The sequence below is a fragment of the Halomonas sp. AOP13-D3-9 genome (assembly GCF_052379125.1).
Taxonomy (GTDB): domain Bacteria; phylum Pseudomonadota; class Gammaproteobacteria; order Pseudomonadales; family Halomonadaceae; genus Vreelandella.
Genome location: NZ_JBQSYH010000002.1, coordinates 13,489 through 28,241, shown reverse-complemented (window position 1 = coordinate 28,241; position 14,753 = coordinate 13,489). Strand labels below are relative to the sequence as shown.

Sequence of the window (14,753 nt, the reverse complement as noted above, 5' to 3'; positions counted from 1 at the left end):
GCCCCGGCTGCGAGGGCGGTGTTGTTTGTAAGGTTTGATCGTCAGGGTTTAAAGAATCAGGGAGTAAATCGCGATGGAGCAGGATCAAGCGCCGCGCTGGTGGGCGGTGGTAGCCGTGATGATCGGCATTTTTTTATTAGTGACTGCTGAGCAATTGCCGATTGGGCTGCTGTCCCAGGTGGCCTCTTCAATGGGTGTTACTCCAGGCATGGCAGGCTTAATGGTCACCGTGCCCGGCGTGGTCGCTGCCTTTTCAGCCCCGCTGCTGCCGGTCGCGGTGGGGCGCTTGGATCGGCGCATTATGCTCACGGTATTGATGGTCGTGATGGTGGCCGGGAGTGTGCTCTCGGCATTGGCCAGCAGCTTTATCCTGTTGCTTGCCGCCCGTGTGCTGGTGGGGCTTAGCATTGGTGGGTTTTGGGCGGTGGCGGGCAGTATTGCCCCGCGCCTTGTGCCGGAGGCACAGGTGCCTAAAGCGATGACGATGATTTTTGGTGGTGTCGCGGCAGCCTCGGTGCTGGGCGTACCGCTGGGCACGCTATTGGGCGATTTCAGCAACTGGCGGGTCGCCTTTGGGGCGCTGGGCGGTTTTAGCCTGTTAACGGCCATTGCGCTGTGGCGTTGGCTGCCGCCTTTGCCACCACGTGAACCTGTTCGTCTGCGAGTACTGGCGCAGCAATTTAGCAATCGTGGTGTACGGGTGGCGGTGTTAACCACCGCTTTTGTCGTGGTGGGGCACTTTGCCGCTTACACCTTTATTAGCCCTATCCTGCAGGAGATTAGCGGTATTTCCCAACGTCATGTGGGCAGCCTGCTGCTGCTCTACGGGGCCGCAGGCATCCTGGGCAACATTGCGGCGGGTATGTTCGCCGGGCGGCACCCTTACCGTGCGGTACTGGCGATTCCCAGCCTGCTGCTTATCGTTGTGGCCGCGTTCCCGTTGCTGGGCGTTCAACCGAGCAGCGGCGTGATGCTGCTTATGGTGTGGGGTGCCGTGTTCGGCAGCGTCTCGGTGAGCATTCAAACCTGGATTTTACGCACCGCGCCGAATACCGAAGCCGCCACGGCCTTGATGGCGTTTACCTTCAATATGTCGATTGGCCTGGGCGCAATGGTCGGTGGGCGTATCGTTGATGGCACCAGTCTACCCATCGCCATGTGGGCAGCCTCGGGGCTATTTCTGATGGGGATGCTGTTGGTATTGAACACGCCATCGCGCATTGTGGGGGAGAAACGCCGTTAAACTAACGGTAAACTCTATTTTGTCTCTCTTGTGCTATCGACCAACTGAGAAACCTTGTTATGAGCGCTGATAAATCTGCTACTCGTTTGCTGTTGCTTCCCGGCCTCGGCAATTCTGATGCTGACCACTGGCAGACACTATGGGGGCAGCGGCTGCCAAACAGCCACCGCTTTCAACCGAGCTCCTGGGATGAGCCTGATATAGCCGACTGGCTGCAGGCATTAGATACTGCTATTGACGCTGCTGAAGAATCAGTGCTGCTCGTTGCCCACAGTTTGTCGTGCCTGCTGGTGGCGCACTGGGCACTGGATGCCGATATCGACGACAAGAAAGCCCGTCGATTGGCCCAAGTGCGTGGTGCATTTCTAGTGGCGACGCCGGACCCTGCCTCAAGTGCTTTTCCGCCTGAAGCGAGTAGTTTCCGCAACGCTCCCGCTAGGCCAATGCCGTTTCCCGCCCTGGTCATTGCCAGCAGCGACGACCCCTATGCCGCTACCACCTCCGCTAAAAAAATGGCGGAGGCGTGGCAAGCAGGCTTTGTTGACGTTGGTGCCTGCGGACATATCAATGCTGCCAGCCAATTAGGGGAGTGGCCCCATGGCCGGGCGCTTTTGGAAGCTTTTCGGGCTGGGACGGGGAGTTAAACATGCAATTTGTTCGGAGTTGAGAGCCCTCTACGGACGCTGGTCAGCGGTAACCTTTCCGGCTACACCCTTGCCGATTAGTGCGCGCCCGGCCAGTAACATCCAGCTCAGCGCCGCCACCTGCAACACCACCAGTCCCAACAGGGCAAGCCACTGTGCATCGACAAGCGCTGTCTCGCCCATTAGGTCGACGACCAGCCCGATACCGCCCTTTGCCGCACTCGAAACCTTCACCAAGCGTAGACTCGAGCCCGCAGGAAAAGCGCTGTGGCTCGATACCTCGGAGATGGTCATGAATGCGGCGCTCAGGGGAATGGGGACGACCATCGGTCGCACGCCGCTGGTCAGCGATGCTCTCTTGAGGGGGCAACTGGTCTCACCCTTCGGCGCTTCAGCGCTGGGGGAGGGTAGCTACCGTATCGTCACCTCGTCACGCCAGCCGAATGATGCCATACGAACCGTGATTCGGTGGCTCGGTAACCTGCTCAGCAGGCCCTAGTTTTGGTCTCTCTGAGGCCTGATTGTGTGCCCCGAAGAAAGGAAAGGCTGGTGTGAGGTTTAGCGCTTATTTCCTATTGCTGATTGTTAGTTAAAGTAAGGTTAACGCTCACTGGCTGAAAAGCCATAAATGACTGCCACGCTGCCGTGACAACTTTCAGCCGGTTGGTGCCGGATCAATGGCGTCAAGAGTATGCGCCTTCGATGGACAGGGATTCGCAGTAGATCAGTGTTAATTTAGATAGGCTTCTAGGGTCAATGTCCTGGAGGATTGAGGCGCGTATCTAAGGCAAAGGGCTCTTCAATAACAAGCTCGTAGTAACCTTTGGCCGTCACTGGATTCATAACGATGTTGTGGCTGTGGCGGGAGACTGTCGAGGGCACAATGATGAATGGGTGCTGCTCTAAAAGACGGTCGCCAAAGGTTTGCTGGCCTAGTCCAGGCGAGCCGGGGATAAGCCAGTTGGGGTTGGGGAGTGCATCCTGGGATACCGCATAGGCCAACATGGGGTCGATTACTCGTGCGCAGATAAGCACATGAGGGATAGTATCCAAAGCTTTAAAGCCTTTGTGGGCGGCTACTTCGAGTATGGCGGTGGAAGGGTCGAGCGATCCGTACACCGCTGCGCAGCCTTTTGAGTTCCAGCGGCCACCGCCGAGTTCGGCGCCGATACCGCTATCCCATGTCGCTACATGGCGCTGACGCTCAAGCCGCCATAAGCAGATATCGCCAGAGTTGGGTCGGCTCGCCATGGTTATGTGTAGACCCCGTAATCGAGACGGGTGAGAAAGTCATCAACCAACTCATAACCCACCTGGGTTGTCAGCAGATCAATGGGTTTGCGACCCTCTAACCCCATTGCTGGTGTATTCATCCAGCGTTCGGCTTCTGTTGGATCGCCGAACACGTCTTCTGCTTTAGTGAGCGTCTCGGCAAACCGCCAAGTACGGCTGCTCTGCTCGGTAGTCAGCGGTTCCGGTTTATTAACACGGCGATATAAAGTGCGTTCGGAAATGCCGATCACTTTGACCACGATCTTCTTGTCGTTAAATAGGCTGACTGAATCAATAAATCTAAGAATGTCTTGGGAAGGCAGCCCCTTCTCAATCATTTCATGGACGTCGAACGCCGATCGGGTATCCGTCGTCCGATTACCCATAAGCCTTTTGAGCGTGCGCTCTAGGATATTCGCTTCATGATCTAGGTGATGCTCGACCACACTCATTGCAAACCCCTTTCTTTACTATCTGTTTTACTACCTAATCTGTTTTACTACCCATCATTGCCATATGGCATAATAATAGCGCCACATGGCAATTAGGTCTAGGGGCACAATCAGGAAAGTAAAAGCCCTCGTTAATGGCGAGGGCTTTCCATTAGCTATTAGCTAAGCAAACGAGGGTGAGGGGCGTTTAAGGACGCTCGATCGCTAACGCGACACCTTGACCGCCACCGATACACAGCGTCGCGAGGCCTTTCTTGGCGTCGCGGGCGATCATTTCGTGGAGCAGGGTGACCAGTACGCGGCAGCCGGAAGCGCCGATGGGGTGGCCTAGGGCAATGGCACCGCCGTTGACGTTGACCTTGCTGACATCCCAGCCAAGTTCTTTGTTAACGGAGAGCGCCTGGGCAGCGAAGGCTTCGTTGGCTTCTACTAGGTCCAGGTCATCCAGGCTCCAGCCGGCTTTTTCCAAGCAGCGGCGGGTAGCCGGTGCGGGGCCGATACCCATAATGGCAGGATCAACGCCTGCGTTGGAGTAAGCGGCAATACGCGCCAGCGGCTCAAGCCCCAGCTGCTTGGCTTTTTCGGCGGAGCAGAGCATAACCACCGCGGCGCCATCGTTCAGCCCTGAAGCGTTACCCGCGGTAACGGCGCCATCTTTTTTGAACGCGGGCTTCATGCCTCCAAGCTTCTCCGCGGTGACTTCGCGTGGATTTTCGTCGGTATCAAATACCACCGGGTCGCCTTTGCGCTGGGGAATTTCCACCGGCACGATTTGGCCTTTGAACTTGCCCTCTTTAATCGCCGCCGCGGCTTTTTGCTGGGACGCGGCTGCGAACTCGTCCATCGCTTCGCGGGTGATGCTGTACTTCTCGGCCAAGTTCTCGGCGGTAATGCCCATATGGTAGTTGTTGAACGCATCCCATAAGCCGTCGTGCACCATGGAATCAATTGCCTTCCAATCGCCCATGCGCTGACCGTTGCGCGAGTTGGGGAGTACGTGTGGCGAGGCCGACATATTCTCCTGACCACCGGCCAGAATCAGCTCGGCATCGCCGCAGCGAATCGCCTGAGTCGCGAGATGCAGCGCTTTCAGGCCTGAGCCACACACCTTGTTGATGGTCATGGCCGGTACTGAGTCTGGCAGGCCGCCCTTGATAGCCGCTTGGCGCGCCGGGTTTTGGCCAACGCCTGCGGTGAGCACTTGGCCCAGCAGTACTTCGTCAACTTGATCGGGAGAAACGCCGGTTGAGGCGAGGATATCTTTGATCACCAAGGCGCCGAGGTCGCTCGCGGGAATACCTGCGAGGGAGCCGCCGAAAGCGCCCACAGCGGTGCGGCGTGCCGCAACAATGACTACTTCTTGCATAAGATGACTCCTGGAGTAATTAACAGACAGTCTGATGCCAGATGCCCGATAGGCGTGCTCTGCAGCCGTACTCTTTTATTCGTGCTGTGTCAGCCGTCTCTTCAGCATAGGGGAAGGTGGTGCGTTGCGGCAATAAACCTTTATGGGCAAATAAAAACGGGCCAACATGTGGCCCGTCAGGGGAAAGTAGTAGAGGCGCTAAGATTAGGCCAGTTGTGATCAGGCCAACTGCACCGGGATAATATTGCTGGTGTGGCTGACGTGGTTGCCTTCCTGCAGATACACCAGCGCAGGCTGGTGGTTTTCCAGTTCGGCTTCGGAGTAGTGGGCGTAGCTGCAGATAATGATCCGGTGGCCAGGGGCGGCAAGATGGGCCGCCGCGCCGTTGATCGAGATGAGCTTGGAGCCCTCCTCGCCGCGGATAGCGTAAGTGGTGAAGCGCTCGCCGTTCTCGACGTTGTAAATCTGGATCTGCTCATTTTCACGAATGCCCGCCATGTCCAGCAGGTCACCGTCGATGGCGCAGGAGCCTTCGTAGTTGAGTACCGCGTGAGTGACGCGAGCCATGTGCAGCTTGGCTTTGAGCATAATGGTGTGCATTGTGAGTTCCTGTATTCCTCGTTGTTGGTTTATTCGCTCATAGTCGTGGCAGCGCTGTTCGGGAGCTGAACCGTGAGGTTATCGATTAATCGCGCCGGGCCTAGTTTGGCGGCGGCCAGCAGTACTGCCTGGCGAGTCGCTGGGCTGACCGGGGCGAGCGAGGCATCGCGCAATTCCAGGTAGTCCGGCGTAAAGCCCGCATCATACAGCGCGGTTTTACCCTGGTGTAGTACCTTGTCGATAGCGTCGCCGTGTTCCAGTGCGTCGCGTAGTGTACACAGCGTTCGGTAGAGCACAGGGGCAATGGCGCGCTCCTCGCGACTTAAATAGCCGTTACGCGATGACAGTGCCAAACCATCTTCTGCGCGCACGATGGGCACGCCGATAATTTCGATGGGCATGTGCAGATCGCGCACCAGCTTACGAATCACCGCAAGCTGCTGGTAATCCTTCTCCCCAAAGCAGGCAATATCTGGCTGCACCAGATTAAACAGCATGCTGATCACGGTGGAGACGCCGTCGAAATGGCCGGGGCGTGAGCCGCCGCACAGCCCTTCGCCCACCACGGGCACATGCACGCGGGTCTGTGCGTCCAAGCCGTTAGGGTAGAGCGAGCTCGCCGCCGGGGCGAACAGCACGTCGCAGCCAGCCTCGATAAGCTGCGCTTGATCGGCATTAAAGGTACGCGGGTAGCCGTCTAAGTCTTCGCCTGGGCCAAACTGCATCGGATTGACAAACAGGCTTGCGACCACGATATCGGCGTGTTGGCGTGCACAGGCGACCAGCGCTAGGTGGCCTGCGTGGAGATTGCCCATGGTGGGCACCAGGGCAATACGCTGGCCGCGTTGGCGGTAATCTCGCAGCGTGCTGCGGAGCTGATCAATGTCTCGCAAAGTGCGCATAGTCGTTTCGTATGAGTGACAAAAGGTGGTCGATAGACGAGATGCCTTAACCGTCATCTTTAAAAGCAGTGCTCTTGGGCTGGGAAAGTGCGTGTTTTGACCGCTTCATGGTAGCGCTGAAACGCAGTTTGAATACTGTCCGCCTCAACCATAAAGTTTTTCACAAAGCGCGGCGTGCGTCCGTGGGTGACGCCCAGCACATCGTGCATCACCAGAATCTGGCCATCGGTATCCGGCCCGGCGCCAATGCCAATTACTGGCACCTCCAGCGCAGCGGTGACCGCTTTGCCCAGGCTGGCAGGAACGCATTCGAGCAGAATCACCGAAGCGCCCGCCTCGACAAGAACTTTTGCGTCGTTAATGATGCGTTCCGCTTGAGCGGCGTCGCGCCCTTGCACTTTATAGCCACCTAACTGGTGCACGGTTTGCGGGGTTAACCCCAGGTGGGCACACACCGGTACGCCACGGCGCGTCAATTCACGAATACCGTCGGCCATCCACGCTTCACCTTCCAGCTTGACCAGTTCTGCCCCCGCACGCATCACGGCACCGGCGTCTTCCAGCAGGCGCTCGGTGGTGGCGTTGCTCATAAACGGCAGATCCACCATCAGCAGGCTATGGCCTTTGCCACGTGCCGCGCAGCGGGTGTGGTAAACGATGTCTTCAATAGTGACGGGTAGGGTGCTGTTATGGCCCTGTAGCACCATGCCCAGCGAATCACCGACGAGTAGGACATCAATGCCTGCCTGGCTTGCCGCATGGGCAAAGGAGGCATCGTAAGCGGTCAGGCAGCTAAACGTCTCGCCAGCCTGCTTATAGGCCTGCAGCGTGCTTAGGGTGACAGTTTTCATGGCGTGCTCTCATGTTTTACGTGAGGCCGCTGCGACATAGGCAGCCGACCATTATTGATGCTGCATCCCTGCATGCGCGAAGTGGCGTAACCGGCAATTGTTACCTGAATGGGGTGTCGGTGTCGAGATTTGTGTCAAATGGTAGCGTTAGCCGCACACTAGGCGTTAGGTAAGCGTTCCAAGCCTTGGTTCTCAACTTGCTCAAGCCATGTGGATAGCGGCTGTTGGAGAAGGTCTAGAGAGGGAGCGATCTCTGCGAGGGGGAGCAGTACAAAGGCCCGGGCAGTCATTTGCGGGTGCGGCAAGCGTAGGCGTGGCGTATCGATAGTGTCATTAGCGTAGAGCAGCAGGTCAAGATCAAGCGTGCGGGGCCCCCAGTGGCGATGGCGGCGGCGGCGATGCTGCTGCTCTAACGCCTGAAGCTGGTCGAGTAGCGCCAGCGGCGAGAGCTGTGTCTCCAGCGCGGCCACCGCGTTGATAAAGTCCGGCTGATCCTGCGGCCCCACCGGGCGGCTGGCGTAAAGCGATGATGCTGCCACCAATCGACTTAGCGGTAGCCTTGCCAGCTCGTTGAGAGCCTCGCGAATCTGCTCGATAGGCGACTCTAGATTGCTACCCAAGCCAATATAGGCGAGCTGGGAAGGCGCACCCACTACTCTGGCGCGCTCGGCTTACGGCGCCGTTTACGACGACGATCGCCCTGGCTGGCGGGGTCGCCGCCAACTTTTTGTAGCAAGCGCCGCTGTTCGTGCTCATCGCCGCGCTGAAACGCCGTCCACCATTCGCCTAAACCACTCGGTATCTCACCCGCCTGTTCGCGCAGCAGCAGCAGGTCATAGCCCGCTCTGAAACGCGAATGTTCACGGGTTTGAAAGGCCTTTTTACCGCGCCGCTGGGGTAGGCGCTGCTGTAATTCCCAAATTTCCCGCATCGGGATGCCAAAGCGCTTGGGAATCGAGGTGAACTCTAACTGCCGGGATACCACCTGTTGAGCGGCTGCTTGAAGCGCGGGAATGGGCGGCATGCCCTCCTGCTCCAGTGCTTCCTGGCGATGTTTGACCGGTGCCCATAAAAACGCCGCCAGCAGGAACGCTGGGGTGACGGGGCGCTCTTCAGCGATACGTTTATCGGTGTTGGTCAGCGCTTGCTCAATCAGCTCTTCGGCCCAGGCGGCATCGGCCATGGCTTCTTCGGCCTCGGGGAACAGCATGCCGAATAGGCCGTAGTGGCTAAGCAGCCGGAAGGTGACCAAGCCGTGGCCCGACATAAACAGCTTGAGGACTTCATCGAATAGGCGCGCAGGCGGAATCTGCAGCAGTAATGGCGCCTGGTCGTACATCGGTGCTTCGGTGGCCGGGTCTAGGGTGAAGTCGAGCTTAGCCGCAAAGCGCACCGCCCGTAGCATGCGTACCGGGTCTTCGCGGTAACGCGTTGCCGGGTCGCCAATCAGGCGCAGGGTGCGGGTCTTGATGTCCTCGGCACCATTGGCAAAATCGGTGATGCTGAAGTCGGCGATATTGTAGTAGAGCGCATTAACGGTGAAGTCGCGACGTAGCGCATCTTCTTCGATATTGCCCCATACATTGTCACGCAGCAGCAACCCTTCATCTGACTGGTGGGCTATGTGATCGCCATGCTCGTCTTGGGGTTTGCCACGGAAGGTGGTGACCTCAATGACCTCGCGGCCAAAGCGCACGTGGACAATCCGAAAACGGCGGCCGATCAGGCGCGAGTTACGAAATAGATCGCGCACCTGCTCGGGGGTGGCGTTGGTGGCGACGTCAAAATCCTTGGGCATTTTGCCCAGCAGCGCATCGCGGATGCAGCCGCCCACCAAATAGGCGTCGAAGCCAGCCCCGCTAAGGCGATAAAGCACTTTTAACGCGGCATCACTAATATGCTGGCGAGAAACAGGGTGCTCGGACCGAGGGATGTTGCGCGGAGTAAGGGCGCTGGTAGTGCTCTCTTGGGGATCAAGCAAGGTTTTCAATTGCTCCCCCGGGCTGTGTAGGAAACGGGTAAATCCTTTAAACATGCGACGATTTCAACTCGCAGGGTACATAAAAAAGTCAAGAATTGCGTAACATGGCTATGTAAAAAGCACGTCAAATGAGTACCTAACATAGACAGTTAATGTCCGAGTGTATCCGACCCCCCAAGGCTTGCAAAGCATTTGACGCTGGTTTGCATAAACTCAAGTGTCCAGACACGGAAAGGGGAGGCTAAGACAGCCTCCCCTATTAAGCGATTAATCAGCGTCCCTGCTGCTGTTTTTCTTCATGATGGCACATCGCCCTGAATACGCACCGCAGTCGGTAGGCGTTAGGATCGCAATCGTTCCGACCGCCTCGTATTCAAAACAATAATCCAACCGCGAACTTTTCTCCCCCCGGGGAATTATTATTGGCGCCGGGGTGTACACACTGACAGCTATTGTTGTTGTTAGGATGCCAAGTCATGTTGTACGTCGCGTCCTTATCGGGCCACTTGCTGCTTTTGTTATTGTTCGCTGCGCCTGTGTTGCCTGCGCAAGCAAGTAATGAGACTCAAGCCTGTTGTTATTGTTAGTACCGTTATCTCTACCTGGCCCTGTTGTTTTTGTTGTGGCTCAGGTCTGGGTGAGGTCATGTTGTTTTTGTTGGTGACCTACCGCTATGCCCAGTTTGTTTTTCTTACCCAGTAATACTGCAGACGCTGTGCCACCTATTTAATAAATTATAAATTTCAGAAGGTTGGCGTTTTTTTGAACGTGGAGGAACTTAGCGGCGCAAAAAGTGTTACCCCTTCTGGGCCCGTTTGTGCGCGGCTTTGTGTGGGAAGGTAACAGTGTCAGGGTAGCAAGGAGTGGGATATTTCTTATTTAAATCAGTGTATTAGACAATGGTCGTAGAGGGCGCGAGGAGTCCGGGTAGCTAGGCGCCCCTAGGGGTTTAGCCGGGGCGCCGGGCCGTTTTTTTGCGCGGTATGCCAAGCCGTTGGCGCCGCTCCCAAAGATTTTTACGGCTAATGCCAAGCTTTTGTGCCAGCTCGGTTTCACTCATTTGGTCTTGGTGCTCAAGCACAAAATGCTGAAAGTAATCCTCTAACGAGAGGTCGTCTTCATTTTCTTCAGCGCTATTATCTGCACTGCCAGAGGCGGCGGGAATGGTCGTTGACGGAGCATGAGGGCGAGCGGTAATGGGCGCTAAACCTAAATCATCCGGGTGGATCAGATGTCCCTCGGCAAGAATGACGCCACGCTCAAGGGCGTTCTCCAGCTCGCGTACGTTGCCTGGCCAAGGGTAGTCGCGCAAGTCCTGGCGGGCAGCACGTGATAAACGCAGGCCTGGCCGTTCATGACGCTTACATGCTTTGTCGAGCAGAATGTCGGCGATCTCGAGCACGTCATCCTCGCGCTCGCGCAACGGCGGCAGCTCGATCTGCATCACGTTCAGGCGGTAGTAAAGATCGAGACGGAATTCGCCGGTTTTTGACAGCGCCCGCAGGTCGCGATGGGTGGCCGCAATCAGCCGGACGTTAACGTGGCGGGTTTCCACCGAGCCAATTTTACGGATTTCGCCCTCCTGGAGTACACGTAACAGCCGTGCTTGGGCATCCAGCGGCAGTTCGCCAATCTCATCCAAAAACAGCGTACCGCCATCGGCGGCTTCGACCAGCCCGGTGCGCGCAGCGCTGGCGCCGGTAAAAGCCCCTTTCTCATGGCCAAACAGTTCGGATTCGATCAGTGTTTCAGGAATCGCCGCGCAGTTGACGCAGATCAGCGGCGCTTTGGCGCGCTTGCTCTGCTGGTGAATCGCACGTGCCACCAGCTCCTTGCCGGTGCCCGACTCGCCCAGAACCAGTACGGTGACATCGGCGGGGGCGGTTTTACTAATGCGGGTGTAGACCTGCTGCATGGCAACGCAGTTGCCGATCATGGTCTGGCGGCCGCCGCCGGCATCGGTGATATCCGGCGGTGGGCTCTGCTGCATCGACTGCTTGTGCAGAATTCGCTCAACGGTTTCCAGCAGCTCCGCATGGTCGAAGGGCTTGGCAACGTAGTCCACGGCGCCCTGTTTGAGCGACTCCACGGCAGAGCGCATGCTGGCGTAGCTGGTCATGATCAGAACCGGTACGGGGCTTGAAGCCGCGATCAGCGTGGTGCCCGGCTCGCCCGGCAGGCGCAGGTCACTGATGATGAGGTCGAACCCTTTGAGTTCAAGCTGGTTGGCCTCCTCAGCGCTGCCTGCTTCGCTGACCGTATAGTCGTGGCGTTCCAGCAGGCGCTTTAACGCGCTGCGAATAATCGCTTCATCTTCAACAATCAGAATCCTGGGCATGGGCTGGCTGATCATCCTGTTGGTAAAGCGGCAGCCATAACGTAATGGCTGTGCCGCGAGGCTGTCCGGGCGGTGGCGAGGCCACCTCTATTTTACCCTGGTGCTCATTGATAATCTGATAAGCCAGTGAAAGACCCAGGCCGGTGCCTTCGCCTGCTGGCTTAGTGGTGGTAAAAGGCTCAAATAAGTGGTCGCGCACCCGTGGATCGATACCCTGACCATTATCGGTTATTCGCCACCAGGCAAGCTGCTGGTGGCGCCCCGCGCTAATATGCACTTCTCCCTCCTGGTAGCAGGCATCCCTGGCGTTGCTCAGCAGGTTGACCATCACTTGGGTTAACCGCTGGGCATCGCCGCGCACCACCAAGTCGTCGGGTATCTCATTAGTTAAGGTAACATCCTCTCCCGAGCGGGCGAGGTGGATCAAGTGCAGTGCATCTTCGCTAATTGATGCGAGCGCCACGGGGGAGGCGGGGAGCGGCACCGTTTGGCGCCCACCGTGGGCAAAGCCGACCAATGAATTGACGATTTTAGTCACTCTTTGGGTCAACTGCTGGATCTGATCGGCGGTTTCCAGCAGCACAGGGTCGTTGGTGTCGTAGCGTAGGTTTTGCGCCAGCGACGAGATACCGGTAATCGGATTGCCAATTTCATGGGCGACCCCGGCAGCCAACTGGCCAATGGAGGCGAGGCGCGCCGCATGCACCAACTCGTCTTCCAGCCACTTCATTTCGGTATGGTCTTCAATCAAAATCACGCTGCCCCCACGGCTGTCGTGGCCGCTGAGAATCGCTTTGTGCAGGGTCAGAAAGTAATCCTTGCCGTGCAGCGTCACCGCCTGCTTGTAGAGCGGGCCTGGCGTCGCGTCTAACACGCTGCCCAGCAAGCTGGGCCAGGGGGCGGGTAGGCTATCGCGGCGCGAGCCGATCACGCTTTCACCGCTAATCCCCGAGAGCTGCGAGAGCGCCTGATTCCACATTAGTAGTTCATCGTCATCGCCTAGCACGCACAGCCCCACGGGCAGATAGGCCAGGGTTTGGCGGTGGTGGCGGCGCAAGCCGTCGAGTTCCTGGGCTAGCCCCGTTAACCGCGAACGGTAGGCTTCCAGGCGACTTTCAACAAAGTGAATATCGTCGGTTTCCGGGGCGTCATCGTGGCGGTAGGGCAGGTAGCGGTCAACGATATCTCGTGCCACTGAAGGCCCCATTAACCCCGAGAGGTTGGCTTGAATACGGTCGCGCAGGCGGCGCAGAGCGTAGGGGCGCCGCTCCTGGGGCGTTAAGTTGAGCGCTTTCAAGGCACGGGCGACTTCGCGTTGGGCGGCTTCGTCGCCCAGCGCTTGGGCTAAATGGTTAGCAAAATCACTCGCCGTCGCGGCTTCCAGCGGAAAGCGCTTCGAGCGGATAACCGCATCCACTGAGCACGCTTCCGCGGCGGACTGCTCCCCTTCAGAAATCCGCGTAAACAGCGATATCACAATCAGCAGCAGGATATTGACCGCCAGCGACAGCAGCGTGACGTTATACCAAACCGGTGCATTGGCGGGCGTAAACGGTGTAAAGGGTAGCGTCGGTACGGGGAGCGAGAACATAAGCGGCAGCCATAGGCCCCACAGCCACACGACGACGCCTGCGATCAGGCCAACAATCATGCCTTTACGGTTAGCGCCGGGCCAGTAGAGCAGCGCCAGCATACCGGGCAGGCATTGGGCCATGCCGACAAACGCGGCGAGCCCTAGGCCGATTAAGCCGTGGTAGCGCCCTACCCACTGGTAAAACAACCAGCCGCCGATAATCACCGCAACGACTAAGCCACGGCGTAGCCATAGCAGCCAACCATAGAGGTCGCTGCGTGCCTCGGGTGGCCTCGCTACCAGCACGATATGGTTCAGCACCATGCCGGAAAGCGCCAGCGCAATCATGATCATGGTGCCGCTGGCGGCGGCTAACCCGCCGATAAACGCCAGAGCCCCGACCCACCAGTGCTCGGTCATCAAGTAGGCGGCATAAGCGGCGATGGGGATGTCGGGATTAACCGATTGAGCGGCCCACCAGATCAGCGGCACCGGCAGCGCCATTAACAGTAGAAACAGCGGCAGTGCCCAGCTGGCTTGCAGCAGGGTATGCCGCGACAGGCTTTCCGCAAAGCTGATATGGAATAGGTGCGGCATCATAAAGGCCGCGGCAAAAAACAACAGCAGTAGGGTTCGCCACTGTGCAGGGTCAAGTTGGGGTGTCTGCTGTTGGAGGATAGCACCGGGGCCTTCCAGCCACAGCTGCATATCGCCTGGGCCGTCAAACACCATCCATAGCGCCACCGCACCAAGCCCCAGCATGGCCAGCAGCTTAACGATGGATTCAAATGCAATGGCGCTGAGTAGGGTGTCGTGACTGCCGTGAGTCTGACTGTGGCGAGCGCCGAAAATCACTGCAAAGGCGGCAATAACGGCACAAAAGAGCAGCGCAACGCTACCCCCCGCTTGGCTGGCGGTGAGGATGTTGATGGCTTCGCTGAGGGTTTGGACTTGAATGCCCAGCAGTGGCAGCACCGCTAGTAGGCTGACGATAGTCACCAGCGTACCCGCCCACCGCGAGCGAAAGCGAAAGGCAAATAGATCTGCCAGCGAGGTCAATTGATAGGTGCGGGTGATGCGCTGGATCGGCACTAACAGCACCGGGGCGAGCAAAAAGGCCCCCGCTGCGCCCAGGTAGTAGGCCAGGTAGCCAAACCCTGCGTGGGCGGCCATTTCCACGCTGCCGTAAATTGCCCAGGCACTGGCGTAAACCCCCAGGGCAAGGGTGTAAACAATTGGGTGGCGTGTAATACGCACCGGAACCCAGCCGCGCTCTACTGCAAAGCCGCAGCCAAACAGTAGTCCCAGATAGCCTAGCCCCAGTAGTAGGACGCCGACTATCTCAACGTGCACCTCAACGTTCATCAAGCTTCCTCTTCTGCTCCAGCCACAGGGTTAGCGCAATCAAGCCGCCCCAAATCGCAAACGGCCGGTACCAGGCAGCCGTAGGGTCGCTCCAGCCGTTCATTAGCAGCGGAGAGAGCAGGTATCCGCCAAACACCAAAAACAGCATGATGCGATAGACGTACAT

At 57.8% G+C, this 14,753-nt stretch carries 15 protein-coding genes; 3 read left to right on the top strand and 12 right to left on the bottom strand.

The window, feature by feature from the left end:
* Nucleotides 1–73: 73 nt before the first annotated feature.
* Complete coding sequence (locus tag ACT3UM_RS02090) at nt 74–1,243, top strand: MFS transporter (RefSeq protein WP_498895716.1); 1,170 nt, start codon at nt 74–76, stop codon at nt 1,241–1,243.
* Between the two features lie 59 nt (nt 1,244–1,302).
* A complete protein-coding gene (locus ACT3UM_RS02085; protein ID WP_498895714.1) occupies nt 1,303–1,887 on the top strand; it encodes an RBBP9/YdeN family alpha/beta hydrolase in 585 nt (194 codons plus the stop codon).
* Nucleotides 1,888–1,917: 30 nt separating this feature from the next.
* Here the strand turns inward: ACT3UM_RS02085 and ACT3UM_RS02080 are convergent, their stop codons facing one another.
* Complete coding sequence (locus ACT3UM_RS02080) at nt 1,918–2,181, bottom strand: hypothetical protein (protein WP_498895712.1); 264 nt, start codon at nt 2,179–2,181, stop codon at nt 1,918–1,920.
* Here ACT3UM_RS02080 and ACT3UM_RS02075 point away from each other — a divergent pair.
* Nucleotides 2,180–2,386 (top strand): hypothetical protein, encoded by a 207-nt coding sequence (locus tag ACT3UM_RS02075; RefSeq protein WP_498895710.1) that lies wholly within the window; start codon nt 2,180–2,182, stop codon nt 2,384–2,386. The two genes, ACT3UM_RS02080 and ACT3UM_RS02075, sit on opposite strands and share 2 nt — an antisense overlap.
* A 254-nt stretch (nt 2,387–2,640) precedes the next feature.
* On the opposite strand, the gene ACT3UM_RS02070 is transcribed toward ACT3UM_RS02075, so the two are convergent.
* From ACT3UM_RS02070 to ACT3UM_RS02020, 11 genes are all read right to left on the bottom strand, one after another.
* Entirely contained in the window at nt 2,641–3,138 is a 498-nt protein-coding gene (locus ACT3UM_RS02070; protein ID WP_498895708.1) for an RES family NAD+ phosphorylase, read from the bottom strand.
* A gap of 2 nt (nt 3,139–3,140) precedes the next feature.
* Entirely contained in the window at nt 3,141–3,611 is a 471-nt protein-coding gene (locus ACT3UM_RS02065) for an Xre family toxin-antitoxin system antitoxin (protein WP_498895706.1), read from the bottom strand.
* 187 nt (nt 3,612–3,798) lie between these two features.
* Nucleotides 3,799–4,977: an acetyl-CoA C-acetyltransferase gene (locus ACT3UM_RS02060; protein ID WP_498895704.1), complete on the bottom strand. Its 1,179-nt coding sequence runs from the start codon at nt 4,975–4,977 to the stop codon at nt 3,799–3,801.
* 219 nt (nt 4,978–5,196) lie between these two features.
* Entirely contained in the window at nt 5,197–5,577 is a 381-nt protein-coding gene (gene panD / locus ACT3UM_RS02055) for an aspartate 1-decarboxylase (RefSeq protein ID WP_007111819.1), read from the bottom strand.
* Between the two features lie 29 nt (nt 5,578–5,606).
* A complete protein-coding gene (gene panC, locus ACT3UM_RS02050; protein WP_498895701.1) occupies nt 5,607–6,479 on the bottom strand; it encodes a pantoate--beta-alanine ligase in 873 nt (290 codons plus the stop codon).
* 59 nt (nt 6,480–6,538) lie between these two features.
* Nucleotides 6,539–7,330 (bottom strand): 3-methyl-2-oxobutanoate hydroxymethyltransferase, encoded by a 792-nt coding sequence (gene panB, locus ACT3UM_RS02045; RefSeq protein ID WP_498895699.1) that lies wholly within the window; start codon nt 7,328–7,330, stop codon nt 6,539–6,541.
* Between the two features lie 158 nt (nt 7,331–7,488).
* Nucleotides 7,489–7,983, bottom strand: a complete 495-nt coding sequence (gene folK, locus ACT3UM_RS02040; RefSeq protein WP_498895697.1) for a 2-amino-4-hydroxy-6-hydroxymethyldihydropteridine diphosphokinase — start codon at nt 7,981–7,983, stop codon at nt 7,489–7,491.
* Nucleotides 7,983–9,365 carry a polynucleotide adenylyltransferase PcnB gene (gene pcnB, locus ACT3UM_RS02035; protein ID WP_009287938.1) on the bottom strand — a complete coding sequence of 461 codons (1,383 nt, stop codon included), beginning with the start codon at nt 9,363–9,365 and terminating at the stop codon, nt 7,983–7,985. Before pcnB ends, folK begins: the two co-directional genes overlap by 1 nt.
* 895 nt (nt 9,366–10,260) lie before the next feature.
* Complete coding sequence (locus tag ACT3UM_RS02030) at nt 10,261–11,649, bottom strand: sigma-54-dependent transcriptional regulator (protein WP_498895695.1); 1,389 nt, start codon at nt 11,647–11,649, stop codon at nt 10,261–10,263.
* Nucleotides 11,627–14,587: an ATP-binding protein gene (locus ACT3UM_RS02025; protein ID WP_498895693.1), complete on the bottom strand. Its 2,961-nt coding sequence runs from the start codon at nt 14,585–14,587 to the stop codon at nt 11,627–11,629. The genes ACT3UM_RS02030 and ACT3UM_RS02025 overlap by 23 nt, the downstream gene beginning before the upstream one ends.
* Entirely contained in the window at nt 14,577–14,753 is a 177-nt protein-coding gene (locus ACT3UM_RS02020; RefSeq protein ID WP_035582970.1) for a hypothetical protein, read from the bottom strand. Before ACT3UM_RS02020 ends, ACT3UM_RS02025 begins: the two co-directional genes overlap by 11 nt.